The 19,888-nt window shown below is 72.3% G+C and carries 23 protein-coding genes; 14 read left to right on the top strand and 9 right to left on the bottom strand.

Features of this window, described 5'->3' with window-relative positions; all coding sequences use genetic code 11:
* Positions 1-44: 44 nt before the first annotated feature.
* The gene (locus tag ACI78T_RS13650; protein ID WP_456558648.1) at positions 45-590 is read right to left on the bottom strand and encodes a DUF1990 family protein; all 546 of its coding nucleotides are present in this window, start codon (positions 588-590) and stop codon (positions 45-47) included.
* A 108-nt stretch (positions 591-698) separates the two neighbouring features.
* On the opposite strand from ACI78T_RS13650, the gene ACI78T_RS13645 reads away from it, so the two are divergent.
* From ACI78T_RS13645 to ACI78T_RS13625, 5 genes are all read left to right on the top strand, one after another.
* Positions 699-1,541: a HipA family kinase gene (locus ACI78T_RS13645; RefSeq protein ID WP_456558647.1), complete on the top strand. Its 843-nt coding sequence runs from the start codon at positions 699-701 to the stop codon at positions 1,539-1,541.
* Positions 1,538-1,936 carry a DUF3037 domain-containing protein gene (locus ACI78T_RS13640; RefSeq protein WP_456558646.1) on the top strand — a complete coding sequence of 133 codons (399 nt, stop codon included), beginning with the start codon at positions 1,538-1,540 and terminating at the stop codon, positions 1,934-1,936. Before ACI78T_RS13645 ends, ACI78T_RS13640 begins: the two co-directional genes overlap by 4 nt.
* Positions 1,933-2,442, top strand: a complete 510-nt coding sequence (locus ACI78T_RS13635; protein WP_456558645.1) for a DUF3995 domain-containing protein — start codon at positions 1,933-1,935, stop codon at positions 2,440-2,442. The genes ACI78T_RS13640 and ACI78T_RS13635 overlap by 4 nt, the downstream gene beginning before the upstream one ends.
* 120 nt (positions 2,443-2,562) lie before the next feature.
* Entirely contained in the window at positions 2,563-4,818 is a 2,256-nt protein-coding gene (locus ACI78T_RS13630) for a PhoX family protein (protein ID WP_456558644.1), read from the top strand.
* Positions 4,819-4,907: 89 nt separating this feature from the next.
* Positions 4,908-5,291 carry a VOC family protein gene (locus tag ACI78T_RS13625; RefSeq protein WP_456558643.1) on the top strand — a complete coding sequence of 128 codons (384 nt, stop codon included), beginning with the start codon at positions 4,908-4,910 and terminating at the stop codon, positions 5,289-5,291.
* 13 nt (positions 5,292-5,304) lie between these two features.
* Here the strand turns inward: ACI78T_RS13625 and ACI78T_RS13620 are convergent, their stop codons facing one another.
* The 6 genes from ACI78T_RS13620 to ACI78T_RS13595 all read right to left on the bottom strand — a co-directional run bounded on the left by ACI78T_RS13620 (position 5,305) and on the right by ACI78T_RS13595 (position 9,505).
* Complete coding sequence (locus ACI78T_RS13620) at positions 5,305-5,598, bottom strand: 4a-hydroxytetrahydrobiopterin dehydratase (RefSeq protein ID WP_456558642.1); 294 nt, start codon at positions 5,596-5,598, stop codon at positions 5,305-5,307.
* A gap of 24 nt (positions 5,599-5,622) precedes the next feature.
* Positions 5,623-6,333: a phosphoadenylyl-sulfate reductase gene (locus ACI78T_RS13615; RefSeq protein WP_456558641.1), complete on the bottom strand. Its 711-nt coding sequence runs from the start codon at positions 6,331-6,333 to the stop codon at positions 5,623-5,625.
* Positions 6,330-6,503 carry a hypothetical protein gene (locus tag ACI78T_RS13610; RefSeq protein WP_456558640.1) on the bottom strand — a complete coding sequence of 58 codons (174 nt, stop codon included), beginning with the start codon at positions 6,501-6,503 and terminating at the stop codon, positions 6,330-6,332. The genes ACI78T_RS13615 and ACI78T_RS13610 overlap by 4 nt, the downstream gene beginning before the upstream one ends.
* Positions 6,500-8,188 carry a nitrite/sulfite reductase gene (locus ACI78T_RS13605; RefSeq protein ID WP_456558639.1) on the bottom strand — a complete coding sequence of 563 codons (1,689 nt, stop codon included), beginning with the start codon at positions 8,186-8,188 and terminating at the stop codon, positions 6,500-6,502. Before ACI78T_RS13605 ends, ACI78T_RS13610 begins: the two co-directional genes overlap by 4 nt.
* A 225-nt stretch (positions 8,189-8,413) precedes the next feature.
* Positions 8,414-9,004 carry an adenylyl-sulfate kinase gene (cysC, locus tag ACI78T_RS13600; RefSeq protein WP_456558638.1) on the bottom strand — a complete coding sequence of 197 codons (591 nt, stop codon included), beginning with the start codon at positions 9,002-9,004 and terminating at the stop codon, positions 8,414-8,416.
* Between the two features lie 27 nt (positions 9,005-9,031).
* Entirely contained in the window at positions 9,032-9,505 is a 474-nt protein-coding gene (locus tag ACI78T_RS13595) for an RrF2 family transcriptional regulator (RefSeq protein WP_456558637.1), read from the bottom strand.
* Positions 9,506-9,587: 82 nt separating this feature from the next.
* On the opposite strand from ACI78T_RS13595, the gene ACI78T_RS13590 reads away from it, so the two are divergent.
* Entirely contained in the window at positions 9,588-10,361 is a 774-nt protein-coding gene (locus ACI78T_RS13590; protein WP_456558636.1) for a (deoxy)nucleoside triphosphate pyrophosphohydrolase, read from the top strand.
* A 157-nt stretch (positions 10,362-10,518) separates the two neighbouring features.
* Positions 10,519-11,304: an endonuclease domain-containing protein gene (locus tag ACI78T_RS13585; RefSeq protein ID WP_456558635.1), complete on the top strand. Its 786-nt coding sequence runs from the start codon at positions 10,519-10,521 to the stop codon at positions 11,302-11,304.
* 90 nt (positions 11,305-11,394) lie between these two features.
* On the opposite strand, the gene ACI78T_RS13580 is transcribed toward ACI78T_RS13585, so the two are convergent.
* The gene (locus ACI78T_RS13580) at positions 11,395-11,568 is read right to left on the bottom strand and encodes a CsbD family protein (RefSeq protein ID WP_456558634.1); all 174 of its coding nucleotides are present in this window, start codon (positions 11,566-11,568) and stop codon (positions 11,395-11,397) included.
* A gap of 374 nt (positions 11,569-11,942) precedes the next feature.
* Here ACI78T_RS13580 and ACI78T_RS13575 point away from each other — a divergent pair, with 374 nt between their 5' ends.
* The 7 genes from ACI78T_RS13575 to ACI78T_RS13545 all read left to right on the top strand — a co-directional run bounded on the left by ACI78T_RS13575 (position 11,943) and on the right by ACI78T_RS13545 (position 19,171).
* The gene (locus ACI78T_RS13575; protein WP_456558633.1) at positions 11,943-13,598 is read left to right on the top strand and encodes a peptide ABC transporter substrate-binding protein; all 1,656 of its coding nucleotides are present in this window, start codon (positions 11,943-11,945) and stop codon (positions 13,596-13,598) included.
* 176 nt (positions 13,599-13,774) lie between these two features.
* Entirely contained in the window at positions 13,775-14,698 is a 924-nt protein-coding gene (locus ACI78T_RS13570; protein ID WP_456558632.1) for an ABC transporter permease, read from the top strand.
* Complete coding sequence (locus ACI78T_RS13565; protein WP_456558631.1) at positions 14,691-15,665, top strand: ABC transporter permease; 975 nt, start codon at positions 14,691-14,693, stop codon at positions 15,663-15,665. The genes ACI78T_RS13570 and ACI78T_RS13565 overlap by 8 nt, the downstream gene beginning before the upstream one ends.
* On the top strand, positions 15,662-16,714 hold the full coding sequence (locus tag ACI78T_RS13560; protein WP_456558630.1) for an ABC transporter ATP-binding protein: 1,053 nt from the start codon (positions 15,662-15,664) through the stop codon (positions 16,712-16,714). Before ACI78T_RS13565 ends, ACI78T_RS13560 begins: the two co-directional genes overlap by 4 nt.
* A complete protein-coding gene (locus tag ACI78T_RS13555) occupies positions 16,707-17,801 on the top strand; it encodes an ABC transporter ATP-binding protein (RefSeq protein ID WP_456558629.1) in 1,095 nt (364 codons plus the stop codon). Before ACI78T_RS13560 ends, ACI78T_RS13555 begins: the two co-directional genes overlap by 8 nt.
* Positions 17,802-17,834: 33 nt before the next feature.
* Positions 17,835-18,734 carry an N-acetyl-1-D-myo-inositol-2-amino-2-deoxy-alpha-D-glucopyranoside deacetylase gene (mshB, locus tag ACI78T_RS13550; protein WP_456558628.1) on the top strand — a complete coding sequence of 300 codons (900 nt, stop codon included), beginning with the start codon at positions 17,835-17,837 and terminating at the stop codon, positions 18,732-18,734.
* The gene (locus ACI78T_RS13545; protein ID WP_456558627.1) at positions 18,731-19,171 is read left to right on the top strand and encodes a hypothetical protein; all 441 of its coding nucleotides are present in this window, start codon (positions 18,731-18,733) and stop codon (positions 19,169-19,171) included. Before mshB ends, ACI78T_RS13545 begins: the two co-directional genes overlap by 4 nt.
* Here ACI78T_RS13545 and ACI78T_RS13540 read toward each other — a convergent pair.
* Positions 19,110-19,871, bottom strand: coding sequence for a GNAT family N-acetyltransferase (locus tag ACI78T_RS13540; RefSeq protein WP_456558626.1), 762 nt, complete (start codon positions 19,869-19,871; stop codon positions 19,110-19,112). The genes ACI78T_RS13545 and ACI78T_RS13540 overlap by 62 nt on opposite strands.
* Between the last annotated feature and the right edge of the window lie 17 nt (positions 19,872-19,888).

Raw genomic sequence — 19,888 nt, 5'->3', positions numbered from 1 at the left:
CCGAGCGCCATCACGGCGCGCCGGTGCGTCGACGGTGCGGCGGTTCAGCCGCGCGCGGCGGAGCGGATGGCCGCGACGTACCGCGCGGTCGCCAGGCGCTGCAGGACGAAGCTCAGCGGACCGCCCAGCCGGGCCGCGGGTGAGGCCAGCCGGAAGAACACGCGGATCTCGTAGACGACCTCCCCGGCGGGCGTCAGCCGGACGAGGAAGCACTCCTCGCCGCTCTCGGGGTGGCCGGGCAGGGTGCCGTAGGCGAAGCCGCGCTCGTCGCCCCGGGTCTCCGCCCACACCACCCGGCACGGGATGTCGTAGCCGAACCGGGGGAGCCCCGCGGTGAGGACGACGACGGTGCCGGGCTCGCTGCTCGGACCGGTGGCGCGCACCCGCAGTCCGGCGCCGCGCTGCGCCCGCCAGTCGAGGACGGCGGCGGCCGCCCGCTCGAAGTCCGCCAGGCCCGAACCCACGACAGCGCTGACGTTTGCGCCGCGGAACCCGTCGGGCACCACCCCGGAGCGGGCCGCACCCACGGCGTCGTAGGTGAGCGGTGCGTCGACGAGGGAGGCGGGATCGACGGCCGAGAAGAACCCCACCGCTGCCTCCTCCGCCGGACGGTCGGGGCCAGTCTGCGGGTCGGCGGGTAGGGCGGCCCGGTGGAGGTCGAGCCGCAACCGCGGCGGACCCCGTAGGTTGTCGGCACTGTGCTGCCCGCCGTCACCGCCACCCGCTACGTCACCCCGCTGCGCGAGGGTGGCTCGCTGCCGGGGCTCATGGAGGCCGACGACCTCGGCACCTACGTGGTCAAGTGGCGGGCCGCCGGCCAGGGCGTGAAGGTGCTCGTCGCCGAGGTGATCTGCGCCGAGCTGGCCCGCGGCCTGGACCTCCCGGTGCCGGCGCTGGTGACCGTCGACGTCGTCCCGGAGCTCGCGGTGGGGGAGCCCGACCACGAGGTCCAGGAGCTGCTGCAGCGCTCCGCAGGCCGCAACCTGGGACTGGACTACCTGCCCGGGGCGCTGGACTTCGAGGCCGGTGCCGACGGCGTCGACCCGGGGCTGGCCGGTCGGGTGCTGTGGTTCGACGCGCTGATCGGCAACGTCGACAGGTCGTGGCGCAACCCCAACATGCTGTTCTGGCACGGCCGGCTGCAGCTGATCGACCACGGCGCCGCGCTCACCTTCCACCACCACTGGCCCGGCGCGGACGCCGCGGTCACCCGCCCCTACGACGCCTCCGCCCACGCGCTGCTGGAGTGCGACCCCCAGGTGACCGACGCCGACGCGGCGCTCGCCGGAAGGGTGACGCGCCCCCTGCTGGAGAAGGTGCTCGCGCAGGTCCCCGACGAGTGGCTGGAGGACGAGCCGTCCGAGGTGCGCACGCGCTACGTCGACCAGCTGCTGGCCCGGCTGGGCGCGCGGGACGCGTGGCTGCCCGGCCTGGTCGCCGCCGCGCAGGCGGGTGGCGGCGCGCGCCGCCGGGCGCCGCGAGGGGAGAACCGGCCCGCGTGGCTGGGGCCGCCCCCGCCGGAGGGAGTGACGCAGCGATGAGCGGCAGCAGGGACACCTTCGAGTACGCGGTGCTGCGCGTCGTCCCGCGGGTCGAGCGGGGGGAGGCGCTGAACGCCGGCGTGCTCGTCTACTGCCGCCAGCGCGACTACCTCGGCTCGCGCGTGCACCTCGACGTCGACCGGCTGCACGCCCTGGATCCGACGGCGGACGCCGAGGCCATCGGCCGGGCCCTCCAGGCGGCCACCGACGTGTGCTCGGCGGACCCGGGAGCCGGCGCCGCGGGCCGCGAGGCGCTGGGGTCGCGGTTCCGCTGGCTCACCGCCCCGCGCAGCACCGTCATCCAGCCGGGGCCGGTCCACACCGGGCTCACCGACGACCCGGACGCGGAGGCCGACCGGCTGCTGCGGCTGCTGGTCATGCCGGTCGAGGGATGACCTCCGGGCCCGGCGTGGTGTCTCGCCGGATCGCCCTCCCGGCCTACGGGGCGGCCGTCCTGGCCGGCGCGTACGCCGTGGTCAGCGCGTACTGGGCAGCGGGCGGTACGGCGCTGCTGTCGACCGTCGGGGGTGGCCTGGAGGAGCTCGCGCGCAGCGGGGATGCCGGAGCCGTCGCGGTCGGGATCCTCACCGTCGTCCTCAAGGCGATCGGCGCCCTGCTGGCCCTGGCCCTGGTCCGGCCGTGGGGCAGGCGGCTGCCCGCGCGTCTCCTCGAGAGCGCCGCGGGGGTGGCGGGCGCGGTGCTCGTGCTCTACGGCGGAGGGCTCGTGCTCGTCGGGGCGCTCGCGCTCACCGGGTGGTGGGGGGCGCCCGAGAACGTCACGGCGCTGCGCTGGCACGTCCTCGTCTGGGACATGTGGTTCCTGGTCTGGGGTGTGCTGCTCCTGGTCGCCGCGGTGCGCCGCAGGCGGCTGCGACGGGGTTCGGCGCGGCAGCCGGGCTGATCGGCACGGCCGGCCACCGCCGGTGTCCGAGGGGTCACCGGCGGTTCACCTGACGGCCATCGCCCGGCGGGCTGCCGTGCCTAGCGTCCCGGGGGTCTCGCCCCCGACCAGAGGCTCGTGATGACCGACATCCAGGAACCGAAGACCCGACCGCTCCTGCCCTTCCTCCACTCGGTGCGCCACGGCAGTCGCAGCCACGCCACCTGCTTCTACAAGTGCGGGAACGCGTGCGACTCGGCCATCCCCAACCAGACCGGCAACCCGACCTTCGCCGAGGTCGTGCAGACGGCGTTCAGCCGCCGCAGCATGCTCAAGGCGGCCGGCGTGGGCGCGCTCGTCGTGGCCGCCGGCCCCGCGGCGACGGCGGCGGCGACCGAGCGGCGGGGTGGTCCGGGCCGGCCGTCCGGTTCCCGCGGCGACCTGACCTTCCAGCCGGTCGAGCAGAACCTCGAGGACGAGTTGATCGTGCCGGTGGGCTACCGGTACTCGGTCGTCATGCGGTGGGGCGACCCGGTCGAGAAGGGCGCTCCCGAGTTCGCCGTGGACGCCCAGACCCCCGAGGCGCAGGCCGAGCAGTTCGGCTACAACTGCGACTACATCGGCTTCCTGCCGCTCGACGACCGCGGCGACCGGTTCCTGCTCGTGGTGAACCACGAGTACACGAACGAGGAGCTGATGTTCGCGGGCGTCACCGGCCCGCGGACGACGACGCCGCAGCAGCGGAGGATCGCGATGATGGCCCACGGCATCTCGGTGGTCGAGGTGAGGCGCGAGGGCCGATCCGGCAACTGGCGGCCCGTGCGCAACGGCGACCGCAACCGCCGCGTCACCACCGCCACGGAGATGGAGCTGACCGGCCCCGCCGCCGGTTCGCCGTACCTGCGCACCACCGCCGACCCGCGTGGCCGCCTGGTGCTGGGCACCCTGAACAACTGCGCCGGTGGCATGACCCCCTGGGGGACCACGCTCCACGGCGAGGAGAACTTCAACCAGTACTTCGGGACGACGGTGCCGATCACCGAGGACCCGAAGGAGCCGCGGCTGGCCCGCTACGGGGTGTCGACCACCGCCCCCGACGAGCGCCTCTGGCACGAGGTCGACCGCCGCTTCGACCTGTCGAAGGAACCCAACGAGGTCAACCGCTTCGGCTGGGTGGTCGAGCTCGACCCCTACGATCCGCGCGCCAGGCCGAAGAAGCGCACGGCCCTGGGGCGGTTCAAGCACGAGGGCGCGAACGTCCAGATCGCCGAGGACGGCCGCGTCGTGGCGTACTCCGGCGACGACGAGCGCTTCGACTACATCTACAAGTTCGTCTCGAAGAAGAAGATGAAGCGGGGCAACGACCGGCAGTCGCGGGCGCACAACCTCACCCTGCTCGACGAGGGCGACCTCTACGTCGCCCGTTTCGTCGGCGACACGGCTGCCGAGATCGACGGCAGCGGGCGGCTGCCCTCCGACGGCGAGTTCGACGGCTGGGGACAGTGGATCCCGCTGGTCGAGGACGGCCGGTCGATGATCCCGGGCAAGGACGTCGCCTGGGTGCTGACCTTCACCCGGCTGGCCGCCGACCGGCTCGGCAAGCAGCTGGACGCCAAGGGCGACTTCCCGAACCCCGCGGCCCCGGTCGTCGTCGACGCGGCGAAGGTGCCGACGCGGATGGACCGGCCGGAGGACATCCAGGTGAACCCGGTGAACGGCCGGGTCTACGCGGCACTCACCAACAACTCGAACCGGACCGGGGCCCCGGGGACGCCGACCGGTCCGGACGAGGCCAACCCGCTCAACCGCTCGTACGGCTACGCGGCGGGGTCGGGCGGGGCGCCGGGCACCTACGCCGAGCGCGGTGGCAACCGGAACGGCCACGTCATCGAGTGGCGCGAGTCCCGCGGGGCGGCCGGCGACCGCTTCGACTGGCGGATCTTCCTCGTCGCCGGTGACCCGGCCCGTCCGGAGACCTACTTCGCCGGCTACGACAAGTCGCAGGTCAGCCCGATCTCCTGCCCGGACAACGTCGACTTCGACCCCGCCGGGAACCTCTGGATCTCCACCGACGGCAACGTGCTGTCCCGCGTCAACCAGGCGGAGGGCACGCTCGGTGGCACCAACGACGGGCTGTTCGCCGTCCCCACCGAGGGCCGCGAGCGGGGGCACCTCAAGGCGTTCCTGACCGTGCCGCGAGGTGCCGAGTGCAGCGGGCCGCTGGTCTCCCCGGATGCGCGGTCGGTGTTCGTGTCGGTCCAGCACCCCGGTGAGATCACCGGCTCGACCCGGGACAACCCGTACAGCACCTGGCCCGACCGCGCGCCGGCCCGGCCCTTCCCCCGGCCGAGCGTGGCGGTGGCCTACCGCGAGGACGGCGGCCGGGTCGGCAGCTGAGCCGGCCGCGGTGCCGGGATCGCCGCTGCGGTGGTCCCGGCACCGTTCCCGGCCCGGGAACTGTCGGACGGAGGCGGTAGACCGGCGCCATGACGATCTACGCAGTGGCCGTGAGCGCGACCGACCTGCCGCGCGCGCGTGCCTTCTACGAGCTGCTGGGCTTCCGCTTCCCGGAGGCCGGGCCGGACGACCCGCACCTCGAGGCCGAGGACGACTCCGGCGTCAGGCTGATGATCGACGACGCCACGTCCATGACCGAGCTGTACGGGGAGCCGCCACGACCGGGGACCGTCGCCGGCTTCGCCCTGGTGCAGGAGTCACCGGCCGCCGTCGACGCGACGGTCGAGCGGATCCGGGATGCGGGGCACGCGGTGGTGAAGCAGCCCTACGACGCGCCGTGGGGCCAGCGCTACGCGACGGTGGCCGATCCGGACGGCTACCGGGTCGACGTCTTCTGCCCGCTGCCGACCTGAGACGCAGCAGCTCTCAGCCGGGCAGCAGGGCGTCGATGCGGCGGGCGAGCTCGAGGTCCAGCTCGGTCACCCCGCCGGCCGAGTGGGTGACGACGGCGAGGTGCAGCGTCCGCCAGCGCAGGTCGACGTCGGGGTGGTGGTCCATCTCCTCCGCGACGTCGGCGATCGACACGATCGCGGCGACGGCGTCGCGGAAGCTGGGCAGCTCGACCGACCGGCGGATGCCGTCGGCGTCCCCCGACCAGTTCGGGAGCCCGCGCAGGGCGGCGGTGATCTCGTCGGGGGAGAGGCGCGGTGGACGGGGCACGAGGTCAGTCTGGCGCGGCGCGGATCAGGTGTGGAGGCCGCACTCGATCTTGTTCTTGCCCGCCCAGCGGCCGGCGCGCGCGTCCTCGCCCGGCGCGACCGGCCGGGTGCAGGGCTCGCACCCGATCGAGCCGTAGCCGATCTCGAACAGCGGGTTGACCGGCACCTGGTGCTCGGCGATGTAGGCGTCGACGACGTCCTGGGTCCAGGCCGCGATCGGGTTGACCTTGACCATCCCGCGCTTGGCGTCCCAGTCGACCAGTCGGGTGCCGGTGCGGGTCGGCGACTCGTCGCGGCGGATGCCCGAGCCCCACGCCACGTACCCGGCCAGCGCTTCCGCGAGCGGCGTCACCTTGCGCAGCGAGCAGCAGAGGTCGGGGTCCCGGTCGTGCAGCCGGGGCCCGTGGGCGAGGTCCTGCTCCGCGACCGTCTGCGGCGGCGTGACGTTCACCAGCGTGATGGGCAGGACCGAGCTGATCCAGTCGCGGGTGCCGATGGTCTCGGCGAAGTGGTAGCCGGTGTCGAGGAAGACGACGTTCACGCCCGGGATCACCCGGCTGGCGAGGTGGGCGAGCAGCCCGTCGGCCATGGACGACGTGATCGCGAATCCGTCGCCGAACGTGTCCCCGGCCCAGCGGAGGACGGCGAGCGCCTGCTCCACCGGGTCGGCGATGCCCTCGAACCGGGCGTCGGCCGCCGCAGCCAGTTCCGGGGTGGGCCGGATGGCGATCGTCACTCCGTCACTCCCGTCGCGATCAGCCGGACCGAGAAGGCCCGCAGGCAGGCGCCGCAGCGCCAGCCGTCCGCCGACTCCCCCTCGTAGGGCGTCAGCTCCTCGTCTCCGCAGTACGGGCAGTGGAACACCGGCAGCTGCCGGCTCCTTCCCGTGCCCGGCTGCTCGCTCACAGCAGCCAGTCCTCCTCCGCGCGGAAGACGTAGTGCGCGAACGACTCGCCCTCGGTGCGGCGCTCGAGGAAGCCGCGCAGCACGCGCTCGCAGTAGTCGGCGGTCTCGGCCTTGGTGACCTTGTGGCCGCGGAACTTGCGCCCGAACGTTTTCTCCACGCCGAGGTGGCCACCCAGGTGCACCTGGAAGCCCTCGACCATCTCGCCGTTGGCGTCGCGCACCATCGAGCCCTTGAACCCGATGTCGGCGGTCTGGAACCGGGCGCAGCTGTTCGGGCACCCGTTGACGTTGATGCCGATCGGCACGTCGAAGTCGGGCAGCCGCTTCTCCAGCTCCGCGTAGAGGTCCTGCGCGTGCTGCTTGGTCTCCACGATCGCGAGCTTGCAGAACTCCAGGCCGGTGCAGGCCATGGTGCCGCGGCGGAAGGCGCTCGGCCGCACCTGCAGGTCGTGCACGGCGAGGGCCTCGACCAGCGCCTCCACGCGCTCGTCAGGCACGTCGAGGATGACCAGCTTCTGCTGCGTCGTCGTCCGGATGCGTCCCTGGCCGTACTCGTCGGCGAGGTCGGCGATGGTGGTCAGCAGCCAGCCGCTGATCCGGCCCGACCGCAGGGCGAACCCGACGGCGTTGTTGCCGTCCTTCTGCCGGGCCACGCCGACGTGGTCGCGCTGGTCGTGCTTGGCCGGGGCGGGAGCCGGGCCGTCGGGCAGCGCCTCGTGCAGGTACTCGTCCTGCAGCACCTGGCGGAACTTCTCCGGGCCCCAGTCGGCCATGAGGAACTTGATCCGCGCGTGGTTGCGCTGCCGGCGGTAGCCGTAGTCGCGGAAGATCGAGGTGCAGGCCGCCCAGACGTCGGTCACCTGGTCGGGGCGCACGAAGACGCCGATCCGCTCCGCGAACTTCGGGTTCGTCGACAGCCCGCCGCCGACCATGAGGTCGTAGCCGGCCTCGCCGTCGGCGTTGACGACGCCGACGAAGGAGACGTCGTCGATCTCCGGCTCGGTGCAGTGGTCCACGCACCCCGACATCGAGGTCTTCCACTTGCGGGGCAGGTTGCTGAACTCCGGGCTGCCCACGTACTTCGCCACGGTCTCCGCGAGGACGTCGGTGGCGTCGATGACCTCGTCCTCGAGGATGCCGGCCAGCGGGCACCCGAGCATGACGCGGGGCACGTCGCCGCAGGCCTCGGTGGTCGAGAGGCCGACCGACTCGAGCCGCCGCCAGATCTCGGGCACGTCCTCGACGCGGATCCAGTGGTACTGCACGTTCTGCCGGTCGGTCACGTCGGCGACGTCCCGGCCGAACTCGGTGCTGATGCCGCCGATGACGCGCAGCGCGTCGCTGGTCAGCTGCCCGCCGTCGATGCGCACCCGCATCATGAAGTAGGAGTCCTCGAGCTCCTCCGGCTCCAGGACGGCGGTCTTGCCGCCGGGGATGCCCGGTGCCCGCTGGGTGTAGAGGCCCATCCAGCGCATGCGGCCGCGGAGGTCGCCGGGGTCGATCGAGTCGAAGCCGGCCTTCGAGTAGATGTCGAGGATCCGCTGGCGCACCTCGAGGCCGTCGGAGTCCTTCTTCATCCGCTCGTTGGGGTTGAGCGGTTCCCGGTAGCCGAGGGCCCACTGGCCCTGACCGCGCTGCGGGCGGTTGCTGGTGCGGGGAGGCGCCGTACGAGGTGGGACGGTCACGCTGGGGCTTCTTCCTGCGCTCACCACCGCCCGCGGCGACCGGCCGGGGAGGAGGGGCGCTGCAGATCGGGTGCGCAGGGCTGCGCGGGTACCGGTGTCAGCGCGAGGCGCGACAGGCGGCGCTGGAGACGAGCGCCAGATCGATGTGCAGACGCGCGACGAGCAGGCTGCCGCGGTCCGTCATGCCGTCGATCCTCCCATATCCCGACCGGGAAGGTGTATGAGTCAGGTAACGGCGCCGTCCAGGGGCCCGCCCTGAGCGTGCGAAGGGTGGGGGGGACGGGGTCCTTCCGCCATGGCCGCCCGGATGCGGGCGACGGACTCCTCGAGCGGGGTCACCGACGTGTCGATGGTGAGCTCCGCCCGCGCCGGCTCCTCGTACGGGTCGCTGATGCCGGTGAACTGCGGGATCTCGCCGGCGCGCGCCCGGGCGTACAGCCCCTTCACGTCCCGCTGCTCGACGACCTCGAGCGGCGTGGAGACGTGGACCAGCAGGAACCGGCCGTGCTTCTCCACCAGCGCGCGGGCCTCCTCGCGGGCGGCGTCGTACGGGGCGATGGCCGCCACGACGACGGTGCCGCCGTGCTTGACCACCTCGCCGGCGACCCACCCGATCCGGCGGATGTTGAGGTCGCGGTGCTCCTTGGAGAAGTCCAGCTCGCTGGACAGGTGCGTGCGGACGACGTCGCCGTCCAGGACGGTGACCGGGCGTCCCTCGGCCTCCAGCTGCGCGACGAGCGCGTCGGCGATCGTGGACTTGCCCGCCCCGGAGAGGCCGGTGAGGAACACGGTGACGCCGGGCTGCGGTGCGGACATGGGTGCCAGTGTCCCGGAGGGCGTCCCTCAGGCGCCGGGGGCGTCCCCGAACGAGCGCCAGGCGTCCTCGAGCGCGACCAGCTCGGCGGCGTGCGCGGGCAGCTTCCCGGCGACGACGTCGGCGAGCGTGACCTCCTCGAGGACCCTGCGGTACCCCTCGCGGGCGGCCACCCAGACCGACGCCAGCGTTCCGGCGGCGCCCGGGTACTCGACGTCCTCCGGGCGCTTGCCGTGCACCTCGGCGAGGAAGCCCTGCTCGACGCGCATCACGCGGGCGATGGAGATCTCCGACGGCGGGAGGGCCAAGCGGTAGCCGCCCTCACGGCCGCGCTGGCTGTTGACCAGCCGGGCGTGCTGGAGGTCGCTGAGGATCGTCTGCAGGAAGCGTGCCGGGATGCCCTGGGTGGTGGCGATGCGTTCGGCGGTCAGCGCCTCGGGGGCCACGGCGGCCAGTTCGAGGGCTGCGCGGACGGCGTAGTCCACGCGGGCGGTGATGCGCACACTTCTCCTTCTGCCGGGTCCCGCAGCGCCGGTGCTGCCTGGGCCTGCCGGTCCATCCTGCCGGTTCTGGGAGGCTGGGACCGTGTTCCGGCTGCGTTTCACCACCTTGGTGGAGGCGCCCCTCACCGTCGCCTTCGACGTGGGGCGGGCCCTCGGGCGCCCCTGGGGCACCTCGCTGGAGGAGGTCGTCTCCGTCCGCCCCGAGCGCGACGTGCACACGGCGCGGCTCGGCCGGGGCTGGGTGACGCACTCCCGGCGGTTCTCCGCCACCGGCGCCGGCACCCTCGTCGACGAGCAGGTCGACTGGGAGACCGGGACGTCCGGCCCCCTCGGCGGCCTGGTGGACCGGTTGGTCGTGCGGCGCCGCGTCCACCGCGCCATGCGGGCGCACCTCGACGCCTACGCGGCGGCCGCGGAACGACGGGCGCTGGACGTGCTCCAGGTGGTCGGCGCGGCGATCGTGGACGACGGCCGCGTGCTCGTGGCCCGCCGGTCGGGCGGCCCCTACGACGGCCTGTGGGAGTTCCCCGGCGGGAAGGTCGAGCCGGGGGAGTCCGACCTGTCGGCGCTGGTCCGCGAGTGCGCCGAGGAGCTCGGCGTCGAGATCGTGCCGCAGGCGTTCGTCGGCGAGGTCCTGCTGGACGGCGTCGTCGGCGGCGGTGCGCCGGGAGCCTCCACCCTGCGGCTGTGGTGGGCCCGGACGACGGGCGGCGAACCCGTCGCCCACGAGCACGCCGAGATCCGCTGGGTGCGCGCGGACGAGCTCGAGGACCTCGACTGGATCCCGGCCGACCGCCCCCTCCTCCCCGCGGTGCGCGCACTGCTCACCCACCCTGACCGTGATTTATCGCGATAAAGCACGGGGCTTGTGGACGACGCGGAGATAGACCCGCTGGGAGCTGCAGGATCCGCTGATGCTCCTGCACTCACTCGGACTGCACGGTGTCTTCATCGGCGCACAGGCCGTGGCCGAGGGATCCCTGACGAGGCGCCAGCTCCAGCAGGGGCCCTACGTGCGCGTGCTGCACGGGGTGTACGCCGACCCCTCGTTGCCACGCGATCACGCGCTCCGATGCCGGGCCACAGCACTGCTCATGCCGGAGAGGGCCGCTCTGGGCGGCCGCTCCGCCGCGGCGCTCCTGGGTGGACCGCAGCCTGCCTACTCAGATCCGGTCACCGTCGTCGTCCCGCCGGACGTGACCTGGACCGGGCCCCGGGGCGTTCGGGTACACCGCGCCGAGCTGGCGCCGGAGGACGTTCGGACGTCAGACCACCAGCTCCTGCACACCACCCCGCTCAGGACGGCCTGGGACGTCGCGGCGCTGGAGCCCATAGCGACAGCGGTCGGTGTGCTCGATGCTCTGGTCGGTGCCGGTCGGGTAGACGTCGAGGCGTTGCGACGTCTGCTGCACGACCGTGGCGGACGGTGGGGGAGCCGGCGGGTGCGTCGCGCGTTCGAGCTGGTGGACGGACGCAGCGGGTCGCCACCCGAGTCCTGGGTGCGCGTGGCCTGCGCACTGGCCGGCCTTCCGTCGCCGGTACCCCAGTACGAGGTCGTGGAAGGCGGGAACTGGCTCGCCCGTGTCGACCTGGCCTGGCCCGACGCGCGGCTGATCGTCGAGTACGAGGGGGCCTACCACTTCGACGGAGTGCAGATCGTCCGCGACGACGCACGGTTGGCTCGTCTGGTCGCCGCCGGGTGGCGGGTGATCCGTCTGGCCGCCCACGACCTGCGTGACATGGACGCCGTCGTCCGGCGGATCGCTGAGGCCCTCGCCACACCGCCGATCGCCGGCTGACGTCGTCCGTGCTTTATCGCGATAAAGCACGCAGACAGCGACGGACGCCGCGCTCCGGAGAGCGGCGGCGTCCGTCGGGGATGCGTCAGGTCAGGACTTGAAGGCGTCCTTGATGTTCTCGACGCCCTGCTTGAGGTTGCTCTTCGTCTCTTCCTTCTGTCCCTCGGCCTGGAGGTCGCGGTTATCGGTGGCGTCGCCGACCGCCTGCTTGCCCTTGCCGGAGAGCTCTTCGATCTTGTTCGTCAGCTTGTCGGTGCCGCTCATGGGTTACGCACTCCTCTTCTCGATGTCCGTACCGAGCTGCGGATACCCCGGCTGAGGGGCGTTGAACATGCGCCGGACGGCGGACCGCAAGGCGTCCGGCGAACCGGCCGGGGGAGCGGGAAACAGTGGCGGCTGGAGGGCCCGGAAGGTGTCGAAGTTACGGTTGGGGTGCAGATCGTGAGCCCAGGTCACAACTCGATGACGTCCGTGGACACCCTCTTCGGGGCGTGCCTAGGGTCCACCCGTCGTACTGGGGAGGTCTACCTCCCGGGTGCGTTTCGCTCGTGACCAATCAGTCGTCCGACGGCCCCACTGCGGCCGTGGACCGACCTGTCCGTTCCCCCCGCGCACGCGGGACGAGGGAGGCCTTGCACGTGAAGTTGAGCAAGCGGAGTAGTTCGCTCGTCGCGACGGCCATCGCAGCCGCGCTGCTGATGACCGCCTGCGGCGGTAGCGACGAGGGTGGCGAGGAGGGCGGCACCGGCGACGGTGGCGGCACCTTCAGCATGTACATCGGTGAGCCGCAGAACCCCCTGGTTCCCGGCAACACCACCGAGAGCGAGGGCGACCAGGTCGTCAACTCCCTCTGGACCGGTCTGGTCACCTACTCGGACTCCGGTGAGGTCGAGTACAACGGCGTCGCGGAGTCGATCGAGTCCGACGACAACACCACCTGGACCGTCACGCTCAAGGACGGCTGGACCTTCCACGACGGCTCGCCGGTGAACGCGCAGTCCTTCGTCGACGCGTGGAACTACACCGCCTACAGCCCCAACGCCCAGGGCGGCTCCGGCTACCTGTCGCGCATCGCGGGCTACGCGGACCTGCAGGCCCCCGTGGACGAGGCGACCGGCGAGCCCGCCGGTGAGCCCGCCGCCACCGAGATGAGCGGTCTGGCGGTCGTCGACGACACGACCTTCACGATCACCCTGAGCTCCGCCTTCGCCCAGTGGCCGGCGGTCGTCGGGTACAACCCGTTCTACCCGCTGCCCACGGCCTTCTTCGACGACCCAGAGGCGTTCGGCACCCAGCCGATCGGCAACGGTCCGTTCAAGGCCGACGGCGAGTTCGTCCCGGGCGAGGGCATCACCCTGAGCCGCTACGACGACTACGCCGGTGACAACAAGGCCCAGGCCGAGGGCGTCGAGTACCGCGTCTACGCCGAGGTGGGCACCGCCTACACCGACGTGCAGGACGGCAACCTCGACATCGTCGACGTCATCCCGCCCGACGCCCTGGCGACGGCCGAGGACGAGTTCGGTGACCGGTTCATCCGCACCGAGTCCTCGCAGATCACCTACATCGGGTTCCCGACCTACGACGAGCGCTACGCCGACCCGCGGGTCCGCCAGGCCATCTCGATGGCGATCGACCGGGAGGCCATCTCCCAGGCGATCTTCGAGGGCACCCGCACCCCGGCCGACTCCTTCATCGCGCCGGTCGTCGACGGCTACCGCGAGGGCGCCTGCGAGTACTGCGCCCTCGACGTGGAGCGGGCCAACGACCTGCTCGACGAGGCGGGCTTCGACCGCAGCCAGCCGGTCGAGCTGTGGTTCAACTCCGGCGCCGGCCACGACGCGTGGATGGAGGCCGTGGGCAACCAGCTGCGCGAGAACCTCGGTGTCGAGTTCGTCCTCCAGGGCAACCTCGACTTCTCGGAGTACCTGCCGCTCGGTGAGAACAAGGGCTTCACCGGCCCCTACCGCTACGGCTGGAGCTTCGACTACCCGAGCGCCGACAGCTACCTGACCCCGCTGCTCATCCCGGCCTCGCAGCCGCCGGCGGGTTCGAACTACAGCTTCTACGACAACCCCGAGGTCACCGCTCTGCTGCTGCAGGGTGACCAGGCGTCCACCCCCGAGGAGGCCATCGAGTCGTACCAGGCGGCCGAGGACCTCGTGGTCCAGGACATGCCGATGGCTCCGCTGTTCTTCACGGAGATCCAGTCGGTCACCTCGGAGAATGTCGACAACGTCACGCTGGACCTCTTCCAGCGCGTCCGCGTCGAGAACGTCACCGTCGTCGGCTGACCCCAGCACCACCCGCACGACCCGCCGGGGGCGCTGTCTCGAAGCAGACAGTCGCCCCCGGCGGCGCGCGTGCCTCCTGCGGGGGGCACGATGTAACCCGGCGCGACCGCCGACCGTGGTCGCGCATCTACGGCGCGCCCCGCTGATCGCGGGGGCGCACATACCTGAGGGGGAACATGGGCCGCTATGTAGCGCGCCGCCTCTTGCTGACGATCCCGGTCCTGCTCGGCGCGTCCTTCCTGATCTTCGCGATGGTCTACGCGCTGCCCGGTGATCCCATCCGCGCTCTGGCAGGCGACCGCCCGCTCTCGCCGGCCGTGGTGGCCCAGCTCCGCGACGACTTCAACCTCAACGATCCGCTCGGCGTGCAGTACCTGAAGTACATCGGCGACCTGTTCCAGGGCGACCTGGGGACCGACTTCAGCGGCCGCGCCGTCAAGGACACGATCGCCCGCACCCTGCCGGTGACGGTCAAGCTCGCCGCGGTGGCGGTCTTCTTCGAGGTCGTCATCGGCATCGTCGCCGGCGTCCTCGCCGGCATCCGCCGCAACGGCTTCTTCGACAACCTCGTGCTGGTCTCGACCACGCTGATCGTGTCCATCCCGATCCTCGTGCTCGCCTTCATCTCCCAGTACGTGTTCGGCCTGCAGCTCGGGTGGTTCCCGATCGCCGGCACGCGGGAGGGGCTGTACAGCTACATCCTCCCGGGCCTGGTGCTCGCGTCCGGATCCCTGGCCTACGTCGCCCGGCTGACCCGCACGAGCCTGGCCGAGAACCTGCGGGCCGACTACGTCCGGACGGCGCGGGCGAAGGGCCTCCCGAACCGGACGATCATCGTGCGGCACACCCTCCGCAACAGCCTGATCCCGGTCGTCACGTTCATCGGCGCCGACATCGGTGCCCTGCTCGGCGGCGCGATCGTCACGGAGTCGGTCTTCAACCTGCCCGGCATCGGCCGCGAGGTCTACGACGCCATCCGCCAGCAGGAGGGCGCCGTGGTGGTCGGGATCGTCACCCTGCTCGTCTTCTTCTTCATCTTCTTCAACCTGGTCGTGGACGTGCTCTACGCCGTCCTCGACCCGAGGATCCGCTATGACTGAGTCGCAGCAGCAGCAGGACCTCCGCCACGACGAGGTGCTGGCCGGCACCACCACCGGCCTGGCCGAGCCGTCGGTCGACGTCACCAACGAGCGCCAGAACAGCCTCTGGAGCGACGCCTGGAAGACGCTCAAGCGCAATCCGCTCTTCTGGATCGGCGCCGTCTTCGGGCTGGTCTTCACGCTGATGGCGATCGCGCCGCAGTGGTTCGCCCGCGGCGCCGACCCCCGCGATTGCAACCTGTCCAACTCGCGCCAGACGCCGTCGGCCGAGCACTGGTTCGGCTTCGACCAGCAGGGCTGCGACTACCTGGCCAACGTCGTCTACGGGGCGCGCAGCTCGCTGATCATCGGCATCACCGCCGTGCTCGTGGTGCTGCTGCTCGGCATCGTCGTCGGCGCGATCGCCGGCTACTTCGGCGGCTTCACCGACGGCCTGCTCGCCCGGATCGCCGACATCTTCTACGGCCTGCCGCTGATCCTCGGTGCGCTGGTGCTGCTGCGGGTCGGCCCCTCGACCGACATCCCGATCATCAACACCCGCGGACCGGGGGCGGTGGCGCTCGCGCTCGCGCTGTTCGGCTGGATGACCGCGATGCGGCTGGTCCGCTCGCAGGTCATCGCGGTCAAGAGCTCGGACTACGTGGCCGCCGCCCGGGCCATGGGTGCGTCGAGCCCGCGTATCCTCGTGCGGCACATCCTCCCGAACGCCGTCGCGCCGGTGCTGGTCTACGCGACCATCACCATCGGTGTGCTGATCGCTGCCGAGGCCACGCTGACCTACCTCGGCGTGGGGCTGCAGCGGCCGGCCATCTCGTGGGGTCTGCAGATCGACGCAGGGCAGGACCTGCTGCGCACCGCGCCGCACCTGGTGCTGTTCCCGAGCCTGATCCTGACCCTCACCGTGATGGCGTTCATCATGATGGGCGACGCCCTGCGCGACGCCCTCGACCCGAGGCAGCGCGCATGACCACTCTTCCCAGCTCCGCGTCGTCCGTACGCGACGGCGGCAGCTCGGCGCCGATCCTCTCCGTCGAGGACCTCTTCGTCGAGTTCCGCACCCGCGAGAGCACCGTCAACGCCGTCAACGGCATCAGCTACACCGTGTCCGCGGGGGAGACCCTGGCGATCCTGGGGGAGTCCGGCTCCGGCAAGTCGGTCTCGGCCCAGGCGATCATGGGCATCCTCGACTCGCCGCCCGCGGTCATCCCGCGCGGCGAGATCTGGTTCGACGGCAAGAACCTGCTCACGCAGCCGGCCGAGGAACAGCGCAAGGTACGGGGCCCGGGGATCTCGATGATCTTCCAGGACGCGCTCTCGTCGCTGAACCCGGTCTACAGCGTCGGCTTCCAGATCGGCGAGATGTTCCGCGCGCACCGCGGCCTCTCCAAGAAGGAGGCCAAGCAGCGCGCGGTCGAGCTGATGGACCGCGTCCGGATCCCGGCCGCCGCCCAGCGGGTGAACGACTACCCGCACCAGTTCTCCGGCGGCATGCGGCAGCGGGTCATGATCGCGATGGCGATCGCCCTCGACCCCAAGATCCTCATCGCGGACGAGCCGACCACCGCCCTCGACGTGACGGTCCAGGCGCAGGTCATGGACCTGCTCAAGGACCTGCAGCGGGAGACCGGGATGGGCCTGGTGCTCATCACCCACGACCTCGGCGTCGTGAACGAGGTCGCCGACAACGTGGCGGTCATGTACGCCGGCCGCGTCGTCGAGCGGGGGACCGTCGACGACGTCTTCACCAACCCGGCCCACCCCTACACCGAGGGCCTGATGAACTCGGTGCCGCAGGTGGAGAGCAAGGGCGGGCGGCTGCGGCCGATCACCGGCCAGCCGCCGAACCTGGCGAAGATCCCGTCCGGCTGCCCCTTCCACCCGCGCTGCGCCCGCCGCCGCCTGGGCGCCGAGGCGCTCCCCGGCCGCGACTGCGCCGGTGACGTCCCGCCGCTGCGGCTGGTCGTGCCGGGTCGCGAGGCCGCCTGCCACTACAGCGAGGAGGTGCTCGGTGTCTGAGCCCACCGGAGCCACTGCCGCGTCCGCCGTCCCCCAGGGGACCGAGGCGGAGGAGGCGCTGCCGCCGGCGCCGCCGCCCGGGGCGCCGCTGCTGGAGATCAAGGGCCTGAAGAAGCACTTCCCACTCACGCAGGGCATCGTCTTCAAGCGCACGATCGGGCACGTCCGGGCCGTGGACGGCGTGGACCTCACCCTGCGCCGCGGCGAGACGATGGGCCTGGTGGGCGAGTCCGGTTGCGGCAAGTCCACGGTCTCGAAGCTGCTCGTGGCGCTGGAGAAGCCGACCGACGGCTCGATCCTCTACAAGGGCCGGGACGTCGCCAAGATGGGCGGCCGCGCGCTCAAGCAGTACCGCCGCGAGGTCCAGATCATCTTCCAGGACCCGTACGCGTCGCTGAACCCGCGCATGACCGTCGGTGACATCGTCGCCGAGGGCTGGTCGGTGCACGCCGACATCGCGCCCCGCAAGGGGCGGCTCAAGCGCACGCAGGAGCTCATGGACCGGGTCGGCCTCAACCCCGACTTCGTCAACCGCTACCCGCACCAGTTCTCCGGCGGTCAGCGCCAGCGCATCGGGATCGCCCGCGCCCTGGCCCTCCAGCCCGAGATCATCATCTGCGACGAGCCGGTGTCGGCCCTCGACGTCTCGGTCCAGGCGCAGGTGGTCAACCTGCTCGAGGACCTGCAGGACGACTTCGGGCTGTCCTACCTGTTCATCGCCCACGACCTGTCGGTGGTGCGCCACATCTCCGACCGCGTGGCCGTGATGTACCTCGGCAGCGTCGTCGAGGAGGGCACCGACGCGCAGGTGTACGGCTCGCCGTCGCACCCCTACACGCAGGCGCTGCTCTCGTCGGTCCCGCTGCACGAGCCGGCGCTGCGCGGGCAGAAGGACCGGATCCTGCTCCAGGGCGACGTCCCGAGCCCGGCGAACCCGCCGTCCGGGTGCCGGTTCCGCACCCGCTGCTGGAAGGCGCAGGACATCTGCGCCGTCGAGCCGCCGGCGCTGATCGACCGCGGCCAGGGTCACCCGGCCGCCTGCCACTTCGCCGAGGCCCGCGAGGTCGTCCCGGTCGACGTCGACTGAGGTCGTCGCGGGGCGATCCGGCAGGATCGCCCCGTGACCACGCCAGATCGACGCATGCTGCTCGTGCACGCCCACCCCGACGACGAGACGATCGGCAACGGGGCCACGATGGCCCGGTACGTCGCCGAGGGGGCGCAGGTCACCCTGCTCACCTGCACGCTGGGCGAGGAGGGGGAGATCCTCGTCCCCGAGCTCGAGCAGCTGGCCGCGGACCAGGCCGACCAGCTGGGCGGCTACCGCATCTGGGAGCTGCGCGCGGCGATGGACGCCCTCGGCGTCACCGACATCCGCTTCCTCGGCGGTGCCGGCCGGTACCGCGACTCCGGGATGATGGGTGTCCCGTCGAACGAGAAGCCGCGCGCCTTCTGGAACGCCGACCTCGACGAGGCCGTCGGCCATGCGGTGGCGGTTGTCCGCGAGGTGCGGCCGCAGGTCGTGGTGACCTACGACGAGAACGGCGGCTACGGGCACCCCGACCACATCCAGGCCCACCGGGTCGCGATGGGCGCGGTGGCGGCCGCCGCCGACCCCGCCTACCGCCCCGACCTCGGCGAGGCCTGGTCGGTGTCGAAGGTCTACTGGAACTGCATGCCGCGCTCGGTGCTCCAGCAGGGCATCGAGGCGATGGCAGCCGCGGGCGACGACACGTTCTTCGAGGGCGTCAGCAGCGCCGACGACTTGCCGTTCGCCGTACCCGACGAGGTCGTGACGGCCGCCGTCGACGCGTCGGCCTTCGGGCGGCACAAGGACGCCGCCATGCGGGCGCACCCCACCCAGATCCTGGTCGACGGCCCGTTCTTCGCCCTGTCGAACAACCTGGGGCTCGAGGTGCTGGGCGTCGAGTACTACCGGCTGGTGCAGGGCGAACGGGGACCCGCGGGCCCTGGACCCGACGGCTGGGAGGACGACCTGTTCGCCGGGCTGCCCGGATGAGACCGGTCGAGCGGCTGGGCTGGGCCCTCGCCGCCGTCGTCCTCGGCACGTGGCTCGCCCTGGTCGAGGTCTTCTGGCTGCCGCTGCGGGTGGGCGGCGTCCTCGTGCCGCTGTCGATCGTCGTCGCCGTCGTCGGCAACTTGCTGCTGCCCGCGGCGGCGCTGCGCTGGTCGGGCAGCCGGCTGGTCGCCGTCCTGCCCGCCGTCGCCTGGCTCGTGGTGGCGATCGGCGCCATGGTCCGCAGGCCGGAGGGGGATCTCGTCATGACCGGCGCTGGGGCGACCGGGGTGGTCAACCTGGCGTTCCTGATGATCGGCGTGCTGGCGGCCGCGTTCTCCGTCGGGCGGGTGCTCGCCGGACCGCGCCGGCCGCCGGTCAGGCCGGAGAGCGCCCCGGCTCCGGACCCAGCCGGTAGTGGTACCGGTGGTGCTCGGTGAAGCCCAGCCGCTCGTAGAGGGCCAGCGCCCCGGCGTTCGTCCCGGCGACCTGGAGCAGGCAGGAGTGGCCGCCCCGCTCGCGGGCCCAGGACCCCAGCGCCGCCATGACCGCGGTCGCCAGGCCCTGCCGGCGCGATCCCTCGTCCACGGTCACGGCGGTGACCACCAGCCAGCCGTCGGTCACCACACCGCGGGCGACGGCGGCCAGCGGGGCCGGCGCCGGAGCGGTGCGGACGGCGGCGAACACCGGCTCGTCCGCCGCGACCAGGACCTCCAGCGCCACCGGGGGCAGCGGTGTGCCGCGGTAGCGGTAGCCCAGCAGCCAGGCCTCGTCCGGCTCCGGCGCGAGGTCGACCGGCACCGACGGTTCGCCCCAGCCGTCGAGCGGCGCGGTGAGCACCAGGTTGTCGTCGTCGCGGGTCCAGCCGGCGGCGGCGAGCGCGTCGTCGGCCGCCTCGGCACCGGGCAGCGGCACCTGGGCGCGCGGCCGCAGCCCGCGCTCGGCGTACCAGCGGGCCACCGCGGCGACGGCGGTCGGCAGGTCGGTGGGCGGGTCGCCCGCGACCAAGACCGAGTTGGCCCGCCCGGTGAAGCCGCCGCCGGCGCGCAGCAGCCAGCCGCCGAGTCGCTCCTGCTCGAGGCCGCGCCAGGTGCGGGCGGCCAGCCGCTCGAGCTCGAACACGTCCCGCACGTCGGCCATGCCGGTGATCATGCCGG

Source organism: Blastococcus sp. SYSU D00922, assembly GCF_054050495.1.
The sequence above is the reverse complement of the archived record's forward strand: the minus strand, read 5'-3'. Positions and strand labels throughout refer to the sequence as shown.